The 20257-nt window shown below is 38.1% G+C and carries 22 protein-coding genes and 1 tRNA gene; 15 read left to right on the top strand and 8 right to left on the bottom strand.

Annotated elements, in window-relative coordinates; translation table 11 throughout:
* Positions 1-159: 159 nt before the first annotated feature.
* The 4 genes from QUE09_RS10870 to rlmM are packed head-to-tail and all read left to right on the top strand — an operon-like array spanning position 160 to position 3171.
* Positions 160-1068, top strand: coding sequence for a transcriptional regulator GcvA (locus tag QUE09_RS10870; protein WP_286232784.1), 909 nt, complete (start codon positions 160-162; stop codon positions 1066-1068).
* Entirely contained in the window at positions 1058-1705 is a 648-nt protein-coding gene (locus QUE09_RS10865; RefSeq protein WP_286232783.1) for an alpha/beta family hydrolase, read from the top strand. Before QUE09_RS10870 ends, QUE09_RS10865 begins: the two co-directional genes overlap by 11 nt.
* Positions 1698-2078 carry a DUF423 domain-containing protein gene (locus QUE09_RS10860; RefSeq protein ID WP_286232782.1) on the top strand — a complete coding sequence of 127 codons (381 nt, stop codon included), beginning with the start codon at positions 1698-1700 and terminating at the stop codon, positions 2076-2078. The genes QUE09_RS10865 and QUE09_RS10860 overlap by 8 nt, the downstream gene beginning before the upstream one ends.
* A gap of 1 nt (position 2079) precedes the next feature.
* Entirely contained in the window at positions 2080-3171 is a 1092-nt protein-coding gene (gene rlmM / locus QUE09_RS10855; RefSeq protein WP_286232781.1) for a 23S rRNA (cytidine(2498)-2'-O)-methyltransferase RlmM, read from the top strand.
* 56 nt (positions 3172-3227) lie between these two features.
* On the opposite strand, the gene QUE09_RS10850 is transcribed toward rlmM, so the two are convergent.
* The 6 genes from QUE09_RS10850 to queF form a co-directional block, all read right to left on the bottom strand.
* A complete protein-coding gene (locus QUE09_RS10850) occupies positions 3228-4235 on the bottom strand; it encodes an isocitrate dehydrogenase (RefSeq protein WP_286232780.1) in 1008 nt (335 codons plus the stop codon).
* A gap of 242 nt (positions 4236-4477) precedes the next feature.
* Positions 4478-4918: a DUF3192 domain-containing protein gene (locus QUE09_RS10845; protein ID WP_286232779.1), complete on the bottom strand. Its 441-nt coding sequence runs from the start codon at positions 4916-4918 to the stop codon at positions 4478-4480.
* A gap of 97 nt (positions 4919-5015) precedes the next feature.
* A complete protein-coding gene (gene xni / locus QUE09_RS10840; protein WP_286232778.1) occupies positions 5016-5837 on the bottom strand; it encodes a flap endonuclease Xni in 822 nt (273 codons plus the stop codon).
* Complete coding sequence (ppnN, locus tag QUE09_RS10835) at positions 5838-7187, bottom strand: nucleotide 5'-monophosphate nucleosidase PpnN (protein WP_286232777.1); 1350 nt, start codon at positions 7185-7187, stop codon at positions 5838-5840.
* Positions 7188-7204: 17 nt separating this feature from the next.
* On the bottom strand, positions 7205-8800 hold the full coding sequence (locus tag QUE09_RS10830; RefSeq protein ID WP_286232776.1) for a GGDEF domain-containing protein: 1596 nt from the start codon (positions 8798-8800) through the stop codon (positions 7205-7207).
* A 219-nt stretch (positions 8801-9019) separates the two neighbouring features.
* The gene (gene queF, locus QUE09_RS10825) at positions 9020-9862 is read right to left on the bottom strand and encodes an NADPH-dependent 7-cyano-7-deazaguanine reductase QueF (protein ID WP_286232775.1); all 843 of its coding nucleotides are present in this window, start codon (positions 9860-9862) and stop codon (positions 9020-9022) included.
* 65 nt (positions 9863-9927) lie between these two features.
* On the opposite strand from queF, the gene syd reads away from it, so the two are divergent.
* Entirely contained in the window at positions 9928-10500 is a 573-nt protein-coding gene (gene syd / locus QUE09_RS10820) for a SecY-interacting protein (RefSeq protein ID WP_286232774.1), read from the top strand.
* 17 nt (positions 10501-10517) lie between these two features.
* Here the strand turns inward: syd and QUE09_RS10815 are convergent, their stop codons facing one another.
* Positions 10518-10841, bottom strand: coding sequence for a hypothetical protein (locus QUE09_RS10815; protein ID WP_286232773.1), 324 nt, complete (start codon positions 10839-10841; stop codon positions 10518-10520).
* A gap of 177 nt (positions 10842-11018) precedes the next feature.
* Here QUE09_RS10815 and QUE09_RS10810 point away from each other — a divergent pair, with 177 nt between their 5' ends.
* Positions 11019-11399, top strand: coding sequence for a DUF3192 domain-containing protein (locus QUE09_RS10810; protein ID WP_286232772.1), 381 nt, complete (start codon positions 11019-11021; stop codon positions 11397-11399).
* A gap of 166 nt (positions 11400-11565) precedes the next feature.
* Here the strand turns inward: QUE09_RS10810 and yhbY are convergent, their stop codons facing one another.
* Positions 11566-11862 (bottom strand): ribosome assembly RNA-binding protein YhbY, encoded by a 297-nt coding sequence (yhbY, locus tag QUE09_RS10805; protein ID WP_286232771.1) that lies wholly within the window; start codon positions 11860-11862, stop codon positions 11566-11568.
* Between the two features lie 122 nt (positions 11863-11984).
* On the opposite strand from yhbY, the gene rlmE reads away from it, so the two are divergent.
* The 9 genes from rlmE to QUE09_RS10760 all read left to right on the top strand — a co-directional run bounded on the left by rlmE (position 11985) and on the right by QUE09_RS10760 (position 20227).
* The gene (gene rlmE, locus QUE09_RS10800; protein ID WP_286232770.1) at positions 11985-12614 is read left to right on the top strand and encodes a 23S rRNA (uridine(2552)-2'-O)-methyltransferase RlmE; all 630 of its coding nucleotides are present in this window, start codon (positions 11985-11987) and stop codon (positions 12612-12614) included.
* A gap of 73 nt (positions 12615-12687) precedes the next feature.
* Positions 12688-14616: an ATP-dependent zinc metalloprotease FtsH gene (ftsH, locus tag QUE09_RS10795; RefSeq protein WP_286232769.1), complete on the top strand. Its 1929-nt coding sequence runs from the start codon at positions 12688-12690 to the stop codon at positions 14614-14616.
* Positions 14617-14740: 124 nt separating this feature from the next.
* Entirely contained in the window at positions 14741-15523 is a 783-nt protein-coding gene (gene folP / locus QUE09_RS10790; protein WP_286235923.1) for a dihydropteroate synthase, read from the top strand.
* A 33-nt stretch (positions 15524-15556) separates the two neighbouring features.
* Positions 15557-16894, top strand: coding sequence for a phosphoglucosamine mutase (gene glmM, locus QUE09_RS10785; protein WP_286232768.1), 1338 nt, complete (start codon positions 15557-15559; stop codon positions 16892-16894).
* Between the two features lie 100 nt (positions 16895-16994).
* Positions 16995-17756 carry a triose-phosphate isomerase gene (gene tpiA / locus QUE09_RS10780; RefSeq protein WP_286232767.1) on the top strand — a complete coding sequence of 254 codons (762 nt, stop codon included), beginning with the start codon at positions 16995-16997 and terminating at the stop codon, positions 17754-17756.
* Between the two features lie 11 nt (positions 17757-17767).
* Entirely contained in the window at positions 17768-18151 is a 384-nt protein-coding gene (gene secG, locus QUE09_RS10775) for a preprotein translocase subunit SecG (RefSeq protein ID WP_350226378.1), read from the top strand.
* A gap of 7 nt (positions 18152-18158) precedes the next feature.
* Positions 18159-18243 (top strand) — tRNA-Leu (locus QUE09_RS10770).
* A 199-nt stretch (positions 18244-18442) separates the two neighbouring features.
* Positions 18443-19702: an alpha/beta hydrolase-fold protein gene (locus QUE09_RS10765; protein WP_286232766.1), complete on the top strand. Its 1260-nt coding sequence runs from the start codon at positions 18443-18445 to the stop codon at positions 19700-19702.
* A gap of 63 nt (positions 19703-19765) precedes the next feature.
* A complete protein-coding gene (locus QUE09_RS10760; RefSeq protein WP_286232765.1) occupies positions 19766-20227 on the top strand; it encodes a GNAT family N-acetyltransferase in 462 nt (153 codons plus the stop codon).
* Positions 20228-20257: the final 30 nt, after the last annotated feature.

Below are 20257 nucleotides of genomic sequence, written 5' to 3'. Positions count from 1 at the left end.
GTCATCTACGGTGCAAATAATAAGTAAAAACTAGCTAATTTAAAAATGACTAATTATAATGTTTTGCATTAGAAAAACTAATGGATTGGTTCGGATTGTGGTTTGTGGGTTTTTTATGCAAATTAATGTCATATTTATTTAATGTAATAGCGAGAAGAAATGGCGACTAGAATACCTCCGCTCAATGCTTTAAAGGCTTTTGAAGCATCAGCTAGACAATTGAGTTTTACCCGGGCAGCTGAGGAATTATTCGTCACTCAAGCTGCTATTAGTCATCAAATTAAATCTTTGGAAGAGCACTTAGGGTTAAAATTGTTTATGCGAAAAAATCGTGCTCTTTTGCTAACAGAAGAAGGTCAAGCCTATTATCAAGATATAAAGGATGTTTTCAGATCATTGCAAGATGCAACAGAAAGGTTACTTGCTCGTGGTGCTAAGGGAGCAATAACGGTTAGTTTACAGCCAAGCTTCGCTATTCAGTGGTTAGTTCCACGCTTACACACATTCAATGTATTGAATAACGACATTGATGTACGGATTAAGGCCGTTGACCAGACTGATCATTTGTTAACGGAAGATGTAGATGTTGCTATTTACTATGGGCGAGGACGTTGGCCAGGAGTACATGCAGATAAACTGCATACTGAATACTTGGTCCCTGTTTGTTCGCCACTTTTATTAGATGGTCCTAAACCGCTTAAATCTACACAAGATCTCACCAATCATACTCTATTACATGATACCTCAAGAAGAGACTGGAAACGTTGGTTTAAAGATGCAGGTATTAAAGCGACCAATGTGAATCATGGGCCGATATTTAGCCATTCTGCCATGGTGGTACAAGCAGCAGTTCATGGTCAAGGAATTGCATTAGCACAACGGATACTTGCACAGCCAGAATTAGATGCTGGTAGGCTTGTTATGCCCGTAGAACATTCTTTGATCAGTAAAAATGCGTTTTATATTGTGTGCCGTGAACACCAGATGGAGCTTGGTAAGATTGCTGCTTTTAGAGAATGGGTGTTAGAAACTGTTGCCAATGAAGAGGAATTAGGTAATGAGTTTTAGTTACATAGAAAACTTAGTTGATAAACCTAAAGCACATTTTCTATTCGCCCATGGAGCCGGCGCTGATAAATCATCAGGGTTTATGACCAATATAGCGAGTGGGCTTAATGAACGTAATTTTAGTGTTACGCGATTTAACTTTAATTATATGGACAAGCGACAATCGGATGGTAAAAAGTATCCCCCTGAACGCATGCCTAAGCTTTTGTCCTGCTTTTCCGATGTTATCGTACAACACTCTTTTACTGCACCTCTTTATTTGATTGGCAAGTCCATGGGATCTCGAGTTGCCGTTACCTTAACGAGTAAATTGGCTGATGTCCCTGTATTAACAAAATCGGTGCAAGGGGTTGTTTGCTTAGGATACCCATTTCATCCGATTGGTAAGCCTGATAATTTGAGGCTTGAGCCAATAAAAAAAAATGACTTACCTATACTTATTGTGCAAGGAGAGCGAGACAAATTGGGAAATAAAGAGGAAGTCTTAAGCTATCAATTACCCGCCAACGTTAAATCGGTGTTTATGGCAGATGGAGATCACGACTTAAAACCAAGAGTAAAGTCGGGTTTTACACACGATCAACACCTTAATGATGCATTAAGTCAAATAGAAAGGTTTGTATTAGAAAATGAATAATATAGAAAATTTTTTCAAAGTCTTTGTTGGCCTTAGTGGTGCTTATTCTGTATTATTCGGCGCTTGGTTGTCGCACCAAGGGCATACCTTACCAGTAGAAGTAGTCTCAACGTTGAAGGATGCACACTTTTATCAGTTTATTCATACTGTAGCGTTGTTTGCTATATGTATGTCTAAGCAGAATAAACATACGAAAGCTATGCTTGTTACTGCGAGTTTATTGGCTTTTGGTATTTTATGTTTTAGTGGCAGTTTATATATAAAAACATTTTTTGATTGGCAAGCTATTGGCAAGTTAGCGCCAATTGGTGGTATCTCTTTATCATTGGCTTGGCTGTCAGTACTCATTCACCTTAATATTCGTAAACATTAATATGACCGCAATAGTACTTTATTGTCGCCCAGGCTTTGAAAAAGAGTGTGGCGCAGAAATTCAAGAAAAAGCTGCTTGGAACCAAATTTATGGTTACCTTCAATTATCTAAAAATCAAGGTGTAGTCTTTTTTCACCTAAATAACCCTGATGACGGTGAAATATTAATGTCTAAATTACCACTTAAGCGCTTAATATTTGCGCGACAGTGGTTTGTGACTTTAACGGAAAAAATAGCGCTTCCTGATTATGATCGTGTTGAAGCAATCATCGAGCAACTTGGAAGTGATTGGCAGTACGCTGATTTAAGAATGGAAACGCCTGATACGAATGATGGTAAAGCACTGTCTAAATTTTGTAGAAAACTAAGTGTCCCTTTAAGGCAAGGGTTGCGAAATAAAAAAATCCTAACACCGAAAGGTGAGCAAGAAGGAGCTGTGCTTCATGCATTATTTTTTAGTGGTAGTGAAGTTGTCCTTGGTTATTCGCTTGGAACTAATACTTCTCCACATGTAATGGGGATCCCAAGGTTAAAGTTTCCTTCACAAGCACCAAGTCGATCAACATTAAAACTAGATGAAGCGTTTTTATATTTTATTCCCAAAGATGAATGGCCATCACGTTTAACATCAGGCATGAATGCCGTTGATTTAGGAGCTGCTCCTGGCGGATGGACATATCAGTTAGTTAGACGAGGTATGATGGTAACCTCTATCGATAATGGCCCTATGGCGGAGTCTTTGATGGAGACCGGCCAAGTTAAGCACAAGATGATAGATGGCTTTAAATATATACCTGCAAAACAAAATGTTTATTGGTTAGTTTGTGACATGATTGAAAAACCACAACGCGTGGCAAAGTTAATGGCAGAATGGCTCTTGCGCGGAGACTGTAAAGAAGCAATTTTTAACTTAAAGTTACCGATGAAAGGGCGTTATCAGCAAGTACAAGACGATTTGCAATTGATCAAAGATATGTTTTCAGAGCATCAGGTTAAGTACGAACTATACGCGAAACACTTATATTATGATCGCGAAGAAATTACAGTACACGCGAGACTACTGTCACCCGCACCGTATTTTGGGATGAATTAATAAAAAGGGTCAGATACCTATAATATAAATTGTATCTGACCCTTTTATGTTTACTTTTATAAACGCTCTAATAATGCGTCTGTAAAATCAGTTGTACCGTGTGTACCACCTAAGTCACGTGTCGTGCGATCACCCGTTTCTATAACTTCAGTAATAGCCTTGCGAATAGCGTCAGCTTTATCACCCATTTCCAAATATTCTAACATTTGAATTGATGCTAAAATCACAGAAGTAGGGTTAGCTAAATTCTTACCAGCAATGTCTGGAGCGCTACCGTGCACAGCTTCAAAAATTGCGCAATCTTTACCGATGTTTGCGCCTGGCGCCATACCTAAACCACCGACAAGGCCAGCACAAAGATCTGATAAGATATCGCCAAACAAGTTGGTTGTTACAATTACGTCAAATTGCTCTGGATTCATAACCAGTTGCATACAACAGTTATCAACGATCATCTCCGTTGACTCAATATCTGGATAACGTTTTGCAACTTCGCGAGCAACTTTTAGAAATAGACCAGAAGTAGATTTTAAGATGTTAGCTTTATGAACAGCGGTTACCTTTTTACGGCCTTCTTTACGTGCAGTTTCATAAGCGAACTCAACGATACGTTCAGCACCTTCTCGAGTGATCAAGCTCATTGCTTCAGCTTGTGCACCGTCATCAGAAACCGTTTGACCTAAGCCTGAATACATACCTTCAGTATTCTCACGAATTGTAATGATATCGATGTTTTCGTAACGTGCTTTCGTACCTTTAAAGGATAGAACTGGACGAACATTCGCATATAACTGAAATTGTTTTCTCAAGGTTACGTTAATAGACGTAAAACCTTCGCCTACTGGTGTCGTAAGTGGACCTTTTAAGGTGATTTTATTTTTCTTAATTAACTCAAGTGTTTCCTCTGGCACGAGTTCACCATGCTTTTCTAAAGCAACAAGCCCTGCATCTGCGTACTCATAGTCAAAATCACAGCCAGCTTTATCTAGTACTTTGATAGTTGCGTCGATAATATCTGGGCCAATACCGTCGCCTGGAATTACTGTGATGGTTTGTTTAGCCATTTTTTTATCCTTTAAAAGTTAAAATTGATTTTCCAAAGTAAAATTTTTGCGATTACTTTGAAATTGCGCAGGTTTATATCACGCTTACATGAAGTAAGCTAGCCTGAAAACTTTCAGGCTAGGCTAAGTTTAGTATAAAAATAGTAGGTTAACGGAAATGTATCGTTTTACAATAAGACATTAGTAGCATTATATTAAACGCTATTTTCGACTGTTGAATTTAATAAGTGTTTGAAATTAAATTAGTTATTGTTAGGGAATGCTTGTTCAGACAAGGCATTTAGAGATTTCCCATATTCAGATATCACGCTATCTAGCCCTTTATATCGATCAGCTTTAGCAATTTCGGTCAATACGTTATCAACAAACACCAAGTAAGAGCATTCATCTTGTGTGGTAATGCCATCAGACTTTACGTGTTGTGTGCGATAAAACAATACTTGAAAGTTTCGTTCTTCCGCTTTTTTAGCTTCCGTAATATCAGGACTACCAAGTTTTTCTATTGCTTCTTCAAAGGTGAATTCGCCAAGCTTCAGTTTACTAATAAACTGGCGATTATAAGCTTCTCGATCTTCCCATTGCATATTCGCCGGACTGTCATCGTAAAAGTTTACGACAAGTAGTACGAATATACCGTATGCAGCTAATGCCAGAAAAATTCTAAAAATGATCTTTTTATTCATTTGTTAATAGAGAAAATATTTGTAATTTTAGTTTTGTATAGGATAACGATAACTTTAGAGCATTGAAAGTAATTAACCACAATTAACTGGTCTAAAGTTACTGGCTTTCTGTAAACTCAGCTAAAGGTAACCGAATATCTTTGAGATTAAAGCCAAGTGGAATGTCTTGTTTCAACTGTAAAAGCTTTTTCGCCAAGGTTATATCATCGTGGTGTTTAGCGAGCTTATCACGTACGCTAGCTTTAATATCTGAGGCATTTAGGATTGCCTGTAGTGAACCATATTTGTTGAGTAGAGCTGCAGCCGTTACTTGTCCAATGCCTGGAACACCAGGAATTTTATTCGTACTATCTCCCGTTAACGTCCAAAGCTCCATCAATTGCCCGGGAGCAACATCAAATTTTTCACGTGTATAGCTTTCATCTAGTTGCCTGCGGTTAAAATAATCGTAAACATGAATATGGTTGCCAATTAACGAAAGAAAACACTTATCCGTTGAGATAATCGTAACTTTTTGACCACGTAATGCCACTTTGATTGCTAGTGTTGCAATCAGGTCATCTGCTTCATCTGTCTCGGATATTAAAGAATCAACGTGTTGTTCCATAAAACCATCTTGGATACTAGGTAAAGTATCTGCCAGGTGTTGTGGCATTTTTTTTCGACCAGCTTTATAGTCAGGATAGAGTTGATAGCGCCACCCTGGTGTTAGGCTATCAAATACTGCCAACGCGTGAGTTGGTGACGTTTGTTCAATAATGTTGTTTAACGCAACGTTACACGCTTGCTGAGTATTATGGAGTACTTGCTGCTTAGTGTTATCTGCTAACTCATTATTGAGCAGAAAGGGGCGCTCTTGTACTGCATAAATTCGGCGAATAAGGTTCATCGCATCGATAAGTACAACATGTACAGACATCTAGCACTTCCCGACAACATTGTAACATGGTGTATACTCACTACCAGGTAACTTCATGCGTTGTTGTTGTACAAATGAATTAAGTAGTTTGTCCATTAATGTCATAATTTTTTCGTCACCTGAAACAGTGAAAGGCCCGTGTTTTCGAATTTCTTTTATCCCTTCAGATTTTACGTTGCCAGCAACAATACCTGAAAAAACGCGTCGTAGGTTTGCAGCCAATGTTGCTACATCCATTTCATAACTAATTTGTGTTCTTTCCATATTTTCATGGTTGGGTATAAATGGTTGCTGAAAGTCTTGTTCAATTACTAATGACCAATTGAAATGGTAAGCATCGCCAGTTTGTTTGCGATACGTTAACACATCTTGTAACCCAGCCTTCATTTTTTTTGCAACGAGTTCAGCATCATCAACAACTATTTCGTATAGGGCTTGCGCTTTTTCGCCTAATGTTGCAGCAATAAATTTATCTATTTGGGTAAAGTATTCACTGCTAGACGCTGGCCCTGTTAGAATAATTGGCAGCTTTTGGGCTTTATTTTTAGGGTTTAATAATATCCCTAATATATATAGTAATTCTTCCGCAGTACCTGCTCCTCCAGGAAAAATAATAATGCCATGAGACATACGAACAAAGGCCTCTAATCGTTTTTCAATATCTGGCATAATAACAAGTTCTGAAACCATTGGGTTTGGTGGTTCTGCGGCAATAATACTGGGTTCAGTCAATCCAATATAACGGCCATTATAGTTGCGTTGTTTTGCATGGCCAATTGTTGCACCTTTCATTGGGCCTTTCATCGCACCGGGTCCACAACCTGTACAGATGTTGAATGCTCGCAAACCGAGTTGATAACCAACTTCTTTTGTATATTGATATTCGACATCATTTATTGAGTGACCGCCCCAACAGGTCACTAGGTTTGGTTCACTGTCTGGTAAAATCGCATTTGCATTACGAAGAATATCAAAGGTAGTGTGCGTTATATTCGCACCATCAACCATGTTGTGGTCGTAACGTGTATTAGTAAACAAAATATCTCGCAATACTGCAGATAAGTGCTCCTGAATTCCTCGTATAATTTTTCCGTCAACAAAAGCGTGTTCGGGCGGATTTTCTAAGGCTAATTTTACACCGCGCTCTCTGCGCAGCACCTGAATATTAAAGTCTTTGTATTGTTGGTAAATTGCTTCTGCATCATCGGTATGGCTGCCTGAGTTTAATACCGCCAATGAACAGTTTCGATACAGTTGATGTAGGTTACTTGAAGCAGATTCTTGCAATTTACCGACTTCAATAGGAGACAGGAGATTCATGTTTCCAAGGGGATTAAATTGTACGTGCATTGGCGACTCCCTAGCTGCTAATCGATGTAAATAACTTGGTTCTTTCCTTTTTCTTTTGCTTCATACAGCGCTTTATCTGCGCGTTCAAAGGCAATATGAACATTATCGCCTTCTCTTATATGAGTAACGCCGATAGACATAGTCATACTGACCTTGTCATTTCTGAACTTAAAGGGCAATTTGGCGATGGTTTTACGTAGTAAATTTAACGTATGAATTAAATTGTCTTTTTCAATATCATTGAAAACAAAAACAAACTCTTCACCACCGTAGCGAGCAACAAAAGCATGTTTCTCTAGATGTTTTTTTAACGTATTTGCGATAACTTGCAGTGTCTTATCTCCTGCAGTATGGCCATAAGTATCGTTTATATTTTTAAAATTATCTAAATCAGCAACAACAATTGCAAGAGGACGCTTGTTGTGTTGACAGCGAGCTATTTCCTTATGAAAGTGTTCATCAAATGCAGCACGATTGTATAGCTTTGTTAGCGCATCTTCTAAACTTTTAGCCTGCTGCTCTTTAATTTGTTTCTCAAAGGCTCGGCTTTGTATTTCAAGTTTATTGACTTTTTCTGACATTGACTCAAGTTGTTCGGTGAACTGCTTTTGTTGTATTGCCTCATATGATTTTTTCTTTTCAAGTGTTGATGCAATAGTATGTAGCTTTTCGTTAATCTCTACTTTAATATCAACTAAAGAATTGGCGCTTTCAATCTCATGTGCCATATCATTAAGCTGTTTTTGCATACGTTCATTAAGTAAATTGAGTTTCTCGTGTTTTTCTTCATGAGACTCTATAGTATCTGTTACAGCACTCTGAACTGTCGCTAACGTATCGCTTAATGTTGATAGAAAAACCTTAGCTGTGTTGCGCTCTTGAATTAAATCTTGGCTTATAACATCAAAAGTCGCTAAGAAGGAATCAAACAATTTATCATTCGGCATATTATCGGAAAGTTGAGCACGAATACGTTGAATTTGCTCTTGATACTTCCTAGAAATGTTTATTTTGCTTAGAAAATCATTAAATTTCTTTATTATACCTTTATTGGATGTTTCTCTGCCTGCTGGGTTAGTTACATGGTGTGTTTTTGAAAGCAAGCCATTCGTTGATTCTGCAATATTTCCTTTTTTTAACGCTATTTGATAAAGCGAAACTAACTGGGTTAATAATGGTATATATTGCGATAAGGCATCTTTACTTTGTTCATTATCCTTTAATAATGTTCTGAGTTGTCGGCGTAAGTCATCTGGCAGACCATTAATTTTTTGTAATGATTTTCCAGCGCTGTGAAAGTTGTCTCGTAGTACGCGGATTTCATTATCTGCCTTTGTTGAATACTTATATAGTAACGTCGAAGTATCATTTATGAGCGTTTCAATGTCACTAATTGATGCTTTGCTATTAAATAATTGTCGTAATTTTGCAAGTTTATTATCTAATGAAACATCAACACCTTTAGCTATTTGACTAAGTTTAATAATAAACTCAGTCAGTAGTACGGATTGATGTGTTAAGTCGCTTTCAACATCAGCTCTAGCAGTAATTGCAGCATCAAGTTTACGTTTTAATACTATAAGCTCTTTATCGACAGCTTTGTTGCCCGTCATGAATGTATTACGTCCTTTGAAAGTAAACTTTAATTTCTTTGTTCGTTCGTCGCATTTGTTACGGAAATTAACGTGTCAAAAATAACTATGCGCGGAATAAATTTTGTATAATTAATAATATACGCAAGTTTTCAAATTGTCAGTATAGAAAAATGAGATATGTTAAAATATCTAGCGATTCTTTGATTTAGCCACAAATTGTTACAAGTTTTCTCTGTTTTATTGCCTCAATGTTCTGGCTGGTTTCGGTTGTTGTTGATGACTAGAACGAAATGGATTGATATCAAGGCCACCTCGTCTTGTATATCGTGCATAAACAGAAAGCTTGGTTGGTTTGCATATTTCCATAATGTCGCAATAAATTCTTTCGACACATTGTTCGTGAAATTCATTGTGCTCTCTAAAGGAAATAACATACTTCAACAGTGCCTGATGACTTATTTTTGGTCCTTGATATTCAACAAACAAAGACGCCCAATCTGGCTGGTTGGTAATTAAACAATTAGACTTTAATAAATGCGAAACAAGCGATTCTGTGACCTCTTCATTACTTTCTGTTGATAAATGTGCAGAAGAAAGTTGGTAGTCATTCATTTCTATATCAAGATCATCAATACATTGACTGCTATGGTTTTTTATCGCTAGAACAGGGCAATTGTCTACTGGATATAGCGTGACTTTGGCGTTAGCTGCACTTGTTTTTGATAGATCTTTAACCATCGCATCTTTAACCGCTTGTTCAGAAGGAAATTTAGTTTGGTTAAAGCTGTTGAGGTAAAGCTTGAAAGATTTTGACTCGACAATATTAGGACTTGTACAAGGAAAGCGAAATTCGGCGACTTTGACGATTGGTTTTCCTTTACTATTTAACCAAGATACTTCATAGCCATACCATATGTCTTCACCTATAAATGGAAGCTGACCTTCAATTAATGCAAGTTCATTTCTGTTTAAACTTCTTGGGACACTTTGAAGTAGGTCAGGATTATATTGACTTGCATACTCAGTGTTTTTTCCTAACGATAGGTTTTCAAGTTCACTGGCGTTTTTATATTGGCTCATAGAAATATAATAAAGTAAGATCGATAAAATAAATTAGCGCATATTGTAATGAAAGTAGAGGCGAGATGGAAACGAAACAGTTACGACAACTTAGTGATGCCGTTTTAAATTTTGGACAAAATTATGTTAGCGCCTTTAAAAGTAAGCTTGGTCATTACCCTGTCGTTGAAGCCGATGATGATTGGCCATCTCCTTGCGAGCTCGATTCATTTAATGAAGAGCTAAAAACATGGCAGCCAATGAAAATCCAAGAAACGCTTATATTTGATAATGTTGAGCGTGCTATTGGCTTTAACATTCACCCTAGTATTAAAACGTATTTTACCGTGCACTACAGTGAGAGTATTCCAGCAAACTGTGAAGAGGGTAATCTACAACTCTTGTTTGCATGGAGTGAAAAAGATTTTGAAAGACTTCAACAAAATCTCATTGGTCATATCTTAATGAAGCAAAAACTTAAGCAAGATATTACTTTATTTTTTGCGCTAACAGATAAAGACGATATTATTTTAACAGTAAATAATGATAACGGCGAGGTGTGGGTAGAGCGTGTTGGTCGCAAGCCACACAAAAAAATCGCTGATAATCTTTGTCAATTTATGACAAGTTTAACCCCTGATATTTATATCGAAGACTAACAGGTGTGCGCAAAGGCCTAATCGTCTTTTTGTATGATCGCTTTGAGTTGAAGAATTTCTTTTTGTAACGTTAACACCTCTTTTTTAAGTGGCGCTATTGCTTCGGTAATTGCATGCTGTAACTGCTCAGCTAGAATGTTGTCGTTTACTTGTTTTATAGGAGGCAGTGTAGTGTTTACTTCAGTAAACGTTGGTTCATGCTGCCAAGTTTTCAATGTTGAAATAATGCGTGGTAATGGCACTGGTGTATTTAGTTTCGTTTTAATTAATGCAACGGTTGGCTTAATACCTTGATTGGCAAGCTTATTCGCAGCGGTTAATATCTCGTCATTGATGGTCATATTGCACATATATCTTTGTATAAAAAACGATATTTTAGCCAAATCTACACAAAAAGTCTTGGTTTTATTTTAGTCAAACTCTAGAAAATATAAATAATACAAGGGGTTATTAATCTTGGTTTAAGAATTGCTAATTGAATGCTATTGAAATATACAAAAATAACATGAGAGTTAATTATGAAAAAATCGATTATTGCATTATTAGTTGTTGCACCACTTAGTTTATCTTTAACAGGCTGTGTAGTGTCTGTTGGTGGTGATGATGACCACATGATCAGTTCAGACTTTTCAGATCGTGAATACAATAACCGTAAAAAAATCGCCCGTTTAAACATTGGTTCGAGTTTTGTGGACGCATCTCGCAAGCTTGGGGTAGCAGATTTTAACGAAAGTTATCAACAAGATGATAAAACGATTCAAGTGTTGTTTTATCGCACTAACCGTATCCATAAAGATGGATTAACGACGCGTGATGAGTGTACTTATCTGTATTTTGTTAACGGTGAATTAAAAGAAACCGGGCAAGGTGGAGATTTTTCGAGAAATACGGGGTTATAAAATAAAAAATGCCGCTTAATAAAAGCGGCATTTTTTATTCTCAAGTAAGCTTATTACTCACTCGTATTGTCGACTTCGCTAAACCAATTTATTCACATTGGTGTTATTTAGCAATAAATTTGTCGACTATAAACAGAACGAATTAAGGCTAACACCTTAACGATGTTTATAATTTAGGAATATGAATTTTCTTTTCATCACTTTGACGATAAAGCACAAGTGTTTTACCAATAACTTGTACCTTTATCGCGTTAGTTTCTTGACAAATAGCATCAACAATTAACCCTTTTACTTCTCTATCGTCCGTAGGGATTTTTACTTTGATTAATTCGTGATGATTAAGTGCATAATCAATTTCAGCGATAACCGCTTCTGTTAACCCATTACTTCCTAAAAGTACAACAGGTTTTAACGAATGGGCTTCGCCTTTTAAATACTGAATTTGTTTTTTATTTAAACTCATTAAAAAATTTCGTTACATGTTAGCTTGAATTATCACTATTTTAACTCCATCTTGTTTGTAATACTAATAAAACCTGTTTTGTTTGATGCATATTATCTTGCAAAGCCGGCTGTACACTGGATATGAGTAAAAAGAAATTATCAAATAGTAGTCAACGATGGATGCAAGAGCATTTCGACGACGAATATGTAAAAAAAGCACAAAAGCTTGGTTTGCGCTCTCGCGCTGTTTTTAAAATTGAAGAAATCAATGAAAAAGACAAGTTGATTAAGTCTGGCATGAAGGTTGTTGATCTTGGTGCTGCACCCGGAGGTTGGTCTGAGTATGCGGTTAAAGCAGTTGGTGATACAGGGCAGGTTGTGGCTTGCGATATACTCGCAATGGACCCCATTGCAGGCGTTGATTTTCTGCAGGGGGACTTTCGTGAAGATGCGGTACTTGATGCATTATTAACACGAATTGACGGTAAAAACATTGACGTTGTCATGTCAGATATGGCTGCTAACTTTACCGGTAATGACGCCGCCGATGCAGCACGAAGTATGTATTTGGTCGAACTGGCTTTAGATATGTGCAACCAAGTACTAAAGAAAAACGGTGCTTTTGTGGTCAAAGTGTTTCAAGGGGCTGGCTTTGATCAATTCATGCAAGAAGTGAAGCAAGCGTTTAAAGTGGTTAAAGTGAGGAAACCGCAATCTTCACGAGCAAGGTCACGAGAAGTTTATCTTGTGGCGACCGGCTTTAAATTGTAGTAAATTAGACAGAATTATTTAAGCACTACTTAAATGGATAGAGTAGTGTTGATGAACTAAAGAGGTCATTAAGTTGAGCGATATGGCAAAAAATCTGATTTTATGGTTAGTAATAGCCGTGGTATTAATGTCGGTTTTCCAGAGTTTTACTCCGGGAGGTGGCACCGAACAATCTATGAATTATACGCGCTTTGTGCAAGATGTGCGTCAAGGACAAGTGCGTGAGGTCGTTGTAGATCGCAATGGCGTCATAAAAGGCATTAAACGCAGTGGTGAGCAATTCACAGCTGTTATACCTGGTGGTTACGATCGTGATTTAATTAATGACCTAGTGAAGCAAGGTGTAACTGCTTCGGGTGAAAAGCCAGAAGAAACAAGCTTTTTAACGTCGGTGTTTATTTCGTGGTTTCCGATGATTTTATTAATCGGTGTGTGGATTTTCTTCATGCGTCAAATGCAAGGCGGTGGCGGTAAAGGCGCTATGTCTTTTGGCAAATCAAAAGCACGCTTGTTAAGTGAAGACCAAATTAAAACAACATTTGCAGATGTTGCTGGTTGTGACGAAGCTAAAGAAGAAGTGGCAGAGCTTGTTGATTATTTAAAAGATCCATCTCGTTTCCAAAAACTTGGAGGTCGTATTCCTTCAGGTGTTTTGATGGTAGGTCAACCTGGTACAGGTAAAACATTGTTAGCTAAAGCAATTGCTGGTGAAGCTAAAGTGCCTTTCTTTACTATTTCGGGTTCAGACTTCGTTGAAATGTTTGTTGGTGTAGGTGCATCACGTGTTCGCGATATGTTTGAACAAGCTAAGAAATCTGCACCTTGCATCATCTTTATTGATGAAATCGATGCAGTAGGTCGCCAACGTGGTGCTGGTTTAGGCGGTGGTCATGACGAGCGTGAACAAACGTTGAACCAAATGTTGGTTGAAATGGATGGCTTTGAAGGTAATGAAGGCGTTATCGTCATTGCGGCAACTAACCGTCCTGACGTGCTTGACCCTGCATTGTTACGTCCAGGCCGTTTTGACCGTCAAGTAACAGTAGGGTTACCTGATATTCGTGGTCGCGAACAGATTCTTAAGGTACACATGCGTAAAGTGCCAATTGGTGACGATGTTGAAGCATCAGTAATTGCACGTGGTACTCCTGGTTTCTCAGGTGCTGATTTAGCTAACTTAGTTAATGAAGCAGCTTTATTTGCTGCACGTTCTTCACGACGCGTTGTATCGATGGAAGAGTTTGAAAAAGCAAAAGATAAAATATTGATGGGTGCTGAGCGCAAGTCAATGGTAATGAGCGAAGACGAAAAAGAAATGACGGCTTATCATGAAGCAGGTCATGCAATTGTTGGACGTTTAGTACCTGAACATGATCCTGTGTATAAAGTGTCTATTATTCCTCGTGGACGAGCGCTTGGTGTTACTATGTATTTACCAGAGCAAGATAGATTTAGTCACAGTAAACAACATTTAGAAAGTAATATATCTTCACTTTATGGTGGACGTATTGCCGAAGAAATTATTTACGGTGCTGATAAAGTATCCACAGGTGCGTCAAATGATATTGAACGTGCTACAAACTTAGCGCGTAAAATGGTTACTCAGTGGGGCTTATCAGCTAAGATGGGACCAATGTTGTTTGCCGAAGAAGAAGGCGAAGTATTTTTAGGGAGAACATCGGCTAAATCTCTTCATATGTCTGATGATACAGCTAAAGCGATTGATGAAGAAATTAAACGTATTGTTGATGTTAATTACAAACGTGCTGAGCAAATTCTTAACGATAATATGGATATTCTGCACGCAATGAAAGATGCTTTAATGCATTATGAAACCATTGATGCAAAACAAATTGATGATTTGATGAATCGTAGAGATGTTAGACCGCCGTCAGATTTTCATGGCGATAATTCTTCTGGTTCAGATCAACCACCTAAAGCTCCTTCCGGAGATAAAGCAGAGCCTGACCTTAATACACCAAGTGATATGCCTGCAAAATAACGATATAAAGCCTCGATATTCGAGGCTTTCTTTTATCCCATAGACTTTCAGTAAACAGAGTATTTCCGTGACACTAATTACACCTGGTCAACCGCTTTCGTTAAACCCTCAACATATACAAGTGATGGGCATTTTAAATGTTACGCCCGACTCCTTCTCCGATGGCGGCAAATATACAGCAGTCAACACTGCTCTTGAGCAAGTAGAACGCATGATTGATGCTGGAGCGAGCATTATAGATATTGGTGGTGAGTCAACCCGGCCAGGAGCGGTAGATGTTGTTTTAGCGGAAGAGCTACAACGAACAATACCTGTCATTGAAGCGATAAAAGAACGTTTTGACATTGCAGTATCGATAGATACGAGTAAAGCACTTGTGATGAAAGAAGCTATTTTAGCGGGTGCTGACCTAGTGAATGATGTTAGAGCGCTACAGGAAGAAGGCTGCTTAGAGGTAGTTGCCAATAGCAATGTACCTGTGTGTTTAATGCACATGCAAGGCCAACCACGTACAATGCAATCAAATCCACAGTATCAAGATTTACTCGTTGATATTATGGGTTTTTTCGAACAACGTGTAGCCGCTTGCCAACAAGTAGGGATTGGAAAAGAGAGAATTTTGCTCGATCCTGGCTTTGGATTTGGAAAAACGCTTGAACAAAACTACCGTTTGTTGGCAAACTTATCACAGTTTAAAAAGCTTGGCTTTCCACTCTTATCTGGCACATCTAGAAAATCGATGATTGGTAATTTGCTCAATCGAGAGGTTAATGAAAGACTTGCTGGTAGTTTAGCAACGGCTATGTTAGCGGTTCAACAAGGCGCATCGATCATTCGAGTTCATGATGTTCAGGAAACAGTAGATACGATAAAAATATTACAATATACGCACCAAATGCAAGCTTAGGCTTGCGTTATAAATTAATACAAGGATTTATTCATGTCTGAAAGAAGATATTTTGGTACTGACGGCGTACGAGGTCTAGTAGGCAAATACCCGATCACGCCAGATTTTGTCATGAAATTAGGTTATGCTGCAGGTAAAGTTTTAGCGGCTCAAGGCACTAAAAAAGTGCTAATTGGTAAAGATACACGAATTTCAGGATATATGCTTGAATCAGCGCTTGAAGCTGGCTTTTCAGCGGCAGGTGTAGACATAGGCTTGTTAGGGCCAATGCCAACACCAGGTATTGCTTATTTGACTAAAACGTTTCGTGCTGAAGCTGGTATCGTAATCAGCGCTTCTCATAACCCTTTTTACGATAATGGTATTAAGTTTTTCTCTCAGGACGGGCAAAAATTACCAGACGAGGTTGAACTTGCTATTGAAGCTGAACTAGACAAAGATATCACCTGTGTTGATTCTGCTGAGCTAGGTAAAGCAACGCGTATAGCTGACGCATCAGGTCGTTACATTGAGTTTTGTAAAAGTAACTTTCCAAGCCAGTACTCCTTAAAAGGCATGAAAATCGTAGTAGATTGTGCGCATGGCGCAACGTATCACATAGCACCTAATGTATTTAGAGAGCTAGGGGCAAATGTTGTAGAAATTGGCGCTAATCCCAATGGTACAAATATTAATGACGAGTGTGGTGCAACCTCTATGGCGGCAATTAGTGCAGCAGTATTAGAACATGAAGCTGACTTAGGTATTGCACTTGATGGTGACGGTGATCGCTTAATGATGGTTGATAATACTGGCTACGTACTAGACGGTGATGAATGCGTTTTCGTTATCGCGTGTAACGATTTAAAGTCTGGTAATATACGTGGTGGTGTTGTTGGTACCTTAATGAGTAACATGGGCCTAGAACTGGCTCTTGCAGACATGGGCGTACCTTTTGCACGCAGTAATGTTGGTGATCGTTATGTAATGGAAATGCTAAAAGAAAACGGTTGGCAATTAGGCGCTGAAAATTCTGGACACATCATTAATTTAAACCATACCTCAACTGGTGATGGCATTATTGCAGCTCTCAATGTGCTTACCGCAATGTGTGCCTCAGGTAAAAGTTTATTTGAATTGCGTCAAGGCATGACCAAATTACCGCAAGTACTAGTTAATGTGAGGTTTTCAGGCGATAATGACCCACTGACTGAAGAAAGTGTTGTAACTTCAGTACATAAAGTAAATGAAGCTTTAACTGGCAGAGGGCGAGTGTTGTTAAGAAAGTCAGGTACTGAACCTCTGATTCGAGTTATGGTTGAAGGACCAGATCATGATGAAGTAACGGCTTTAGCACATGATATCGCTGACGCAGTAAAAAAAGCGTGTTAGGCGGTTGAAATGTGAGCAAATGAGCAAGATATTAAGTGAAACACTTGTATCTTGCTCAGAGGTTAGTTAATATCTCGCCGCTTTGATTTAGGAAAGACTTATGAACAGATCACTGATAGTTGCCGCAAATTGGAAAATGAACGGTAATTTAACGTTAATCAAAGAAATGACAACTGCTTTATCAGTAGTTTCTCTTTCTCAAGATACGCGTGTTATTATTTGTCCTAGCTTTCCTTATCTTGCCGCATTTTCACATGCTCAAGAAGTAAAGCAACTTGATGCGAGAATTTCGCTTGGTTGTCAAAACGTTTCCGAGCATGAAAACGGCGCATATACAGGCGAAGTTTCAACAGACATGTTGCAAGAACTGAACGTTGATTATGTTATCATCGGTCATTCTGAACGTAGAAGCTTGTATAAAGAAACAAGTACATTAGTTGCTCATAAAGTAAAGCGTGCATTAGACGCAGGTTTATCGCCAATATTATGCATTGGTGAAAGTGAGCAAGAGCGTGAGACTCAGCAAACAGAAGTAGTACTTGCTTCGCAATTGCAGCCTGTTATTGATGAAATAGGTATAGAGAAATTTAAAGAAGTTGTTATTGCTTACGAGCCTGTATGGGCTATTGGTACAGGAAAAACAGCTTCACCAGAGCTGGCGCAAGAAACGCACCAGTATATTCGACAATTTATAGCGAATATAGATCAGCAAATTGCTGAAAAGATTTCAATTTTGTATGGCGGTAGCGTTAATGCTACCAATTGCCAACAATTGTTTTCACAGTCAGATATAGACGGTGGATTAATTGGTGGTGCTAGCTTAAAAGTCGACGAATTTACGAAAATTTGTTCGGCGGTATAAAGGATATAGTAATGTTGTATCAAGTTTTAATTGTTATTTATCTAATCGTTGCTATTTGCCTGATCGGATTAGTGTTAATCCAACAAGGTAAAGGTGCAGATATGGGGGCATCGTTTGGTGCTGGTTCATCTGCAACTATTTTCGGTTCTAGTGGTTCTGGTAACTTTCTAACCCGTGCAACAACTTGGTTAGCCATTGCATTTTTTGCTATTAGTTTAGTGTTAGGTAATTTGACGGCTAATAAAGTTAAGTCGAGCGATGAGTGGAATGACTTAGGTATTCCTGCAGAACAAACTGCTGTTGAATCAAGTGTTGAGCCTGTTGCAGATGCTAATGAAGAAGTACCGGCAGCAAATGACACCAAGAAAAACAACGAAAGTGAAATACCAGATTAAGAAATTTGCGGAAGTGGTGGAATTGGTAGACACGCCATCTTGAGGGGGTGGTGGCTTCGGCCGTGCGGGTTCAAGTCCCGCTTTCCGCACCAAACTAAACCCAGTTAATCAATAGATTGCTGGGTTTTTCTTTATTCAACATTTAGTTATTAACTCATATATTGTTACTTTTATTGTCGTTAGATGACAATATTTGTAACAAATGCTTATTTTTAACCATATACCGGCATACACTTAATGCCTTAAACTAGTCAGTAAAAATAAAACAACTGACATTTTTAAAGGACTGCTATGCAGACTAAAGCAATATATTTAACTATATTAATGCTGGTAACGGTTATTTTTAACGTTTCATACGCAGAAAGCTCGTCTCAACACCCTGTATACGCTGGGTTTAAGTTAGTGAGTGACTCAAGTACGCTAAAGGAAAGGCGCGAAGTAAATATATACCTGCCTAAGCGTTATGCTGAATCGTCTTCAAATTATCCTGTACTGTATATATTGGATGGACAATGGCATTTTATGAATGCTATTGCTGTACAACAAAGCTTAAAAGCGCAGTTTACCAAGGCAATCCCTGAAATGATTGTTGTTGCTATTATTAATAAGGAACCGAATAGACGCAATTGGTTTGGTGCCAATAGTGAACAGTTTTCTAAGTATCTTAAAGATGAACTTATCCCTCATATCGATAGTAATTATCGAACACAACCTACAAGAATACTTTTCGGTTGGGAGATGGGGGCATTCTTTTCCTCATCTCTAATTTCTCAATATCCATCGTTGTTTGAGGGCGTAATTCTTAGCAATGGGGGAGAAATTGATAAAGAGGCGTTGTTAAACATAGACAAAAACTTAGCGCAACCGCTTTACCTTTACGTTGCTAATTCAGAGCGAGATGTTTATACCATTAAATATGGTAACGCTTTGGCAAACCTTTTGGCTAACAACCCTCTAAAGCAGTTACATTGGCGTTTTGAAAAGTTTAACCAAGAGACTCACCAATCAACACCTTATATTGCATTGTACAAAGGGTTGATGAATATCTTTCAAAATTATCGTTTACCAGAGTTTGTGAGTATCGAAGAGTTTAAGGAACGCGGTGGCTTACCTTACTTAAATGATTATTTTAAAAAACGTGGTGAACGATTTGGTGTTGAAAAAGTAATAAGTGATAAAACTAAGAATCATCTTATTTGGTTGGCGCTAAATGATGATGATTACTCGGCATTCGATTTATTTATGCGTGAATTTAGCGACGTTTTAGCAACGCAACGGTATAACGCGGTATTTTGGCAAAACAGAATTGCGCTTTTTTATTTGCGTCATGAAAATACAACAAAAGCCCAGCAGTACTTTGAGCAAGCTATTGTAAAATTTCCAGACTCAGCGTTGCTTTATAATGGCTTAGGAAAGGTATTTAAAGCCATCGGTGCAAAAGATAAAGCACATAAAAATTTTACTAAAGCAATATCCATTGCTGAGCAGTCAGCAGACAATAATTTGCCTCAGTATCAAGCTGATTTAGCATCCATAGATGTAACTCAATAACTCATTTGCCTTTTAATGCACTTATTGAAAGGCAATCAAACTTAATAAAAAGCTGATTTTCATATGACCGTTACGATTAGAAACGCACAAGAAAGCGATCGCCAATTTATATTTGCGCTTTCACCTTATTTAGCTGAAGTTGCAAGGTTAGACTGGCACTCTGTTGACGTTGTTCAACGTATGCAGGATCAATATATTCATGACATGCTTGCTAGCACGAATACGGCGAATAAAACACTCATCGCAGAAAAGGAATCAATTTCCTTGGGGTTTATACATGTCAGGGAGGGGTGTGATGATATTTCGGGTGAAAAATGTGCAACAGTGCCACTTTTAGCGGTATCTCCAAGCGCTCAAGGTTTAGGGGTTGGTAAGTTATTAATGGCAGAAGCTGAAAAGTGGGCAAGATCAATGAATTTTGAATTACTGCATTTAGAGGTTTTCGCTAATAATGTTAAAGCGCAAAAATTCTATAGCAATCTCGGGTTTATGCCTGAAATGTTGCAAATGGTCAAAACACTTTAACTCGTCTTATTTTTCGATAATGCAGAGTAA

Source organism: Thalassotalea sediminis (assembly GCF_030295915.1).
In the GTDB taxonomy this organism is placed as follows: Bacteria; Pseudomonadota; Gammaproteobacteria; order Enterobacterales; family Alteromonadaceae; genus Thalassotalea_C; species Thalassotalea_C sediminis.
Note: the sequence above shows the minus strand (reverse complement) of the source record. Positions and strands in the feature narration are given on the sequence as shown.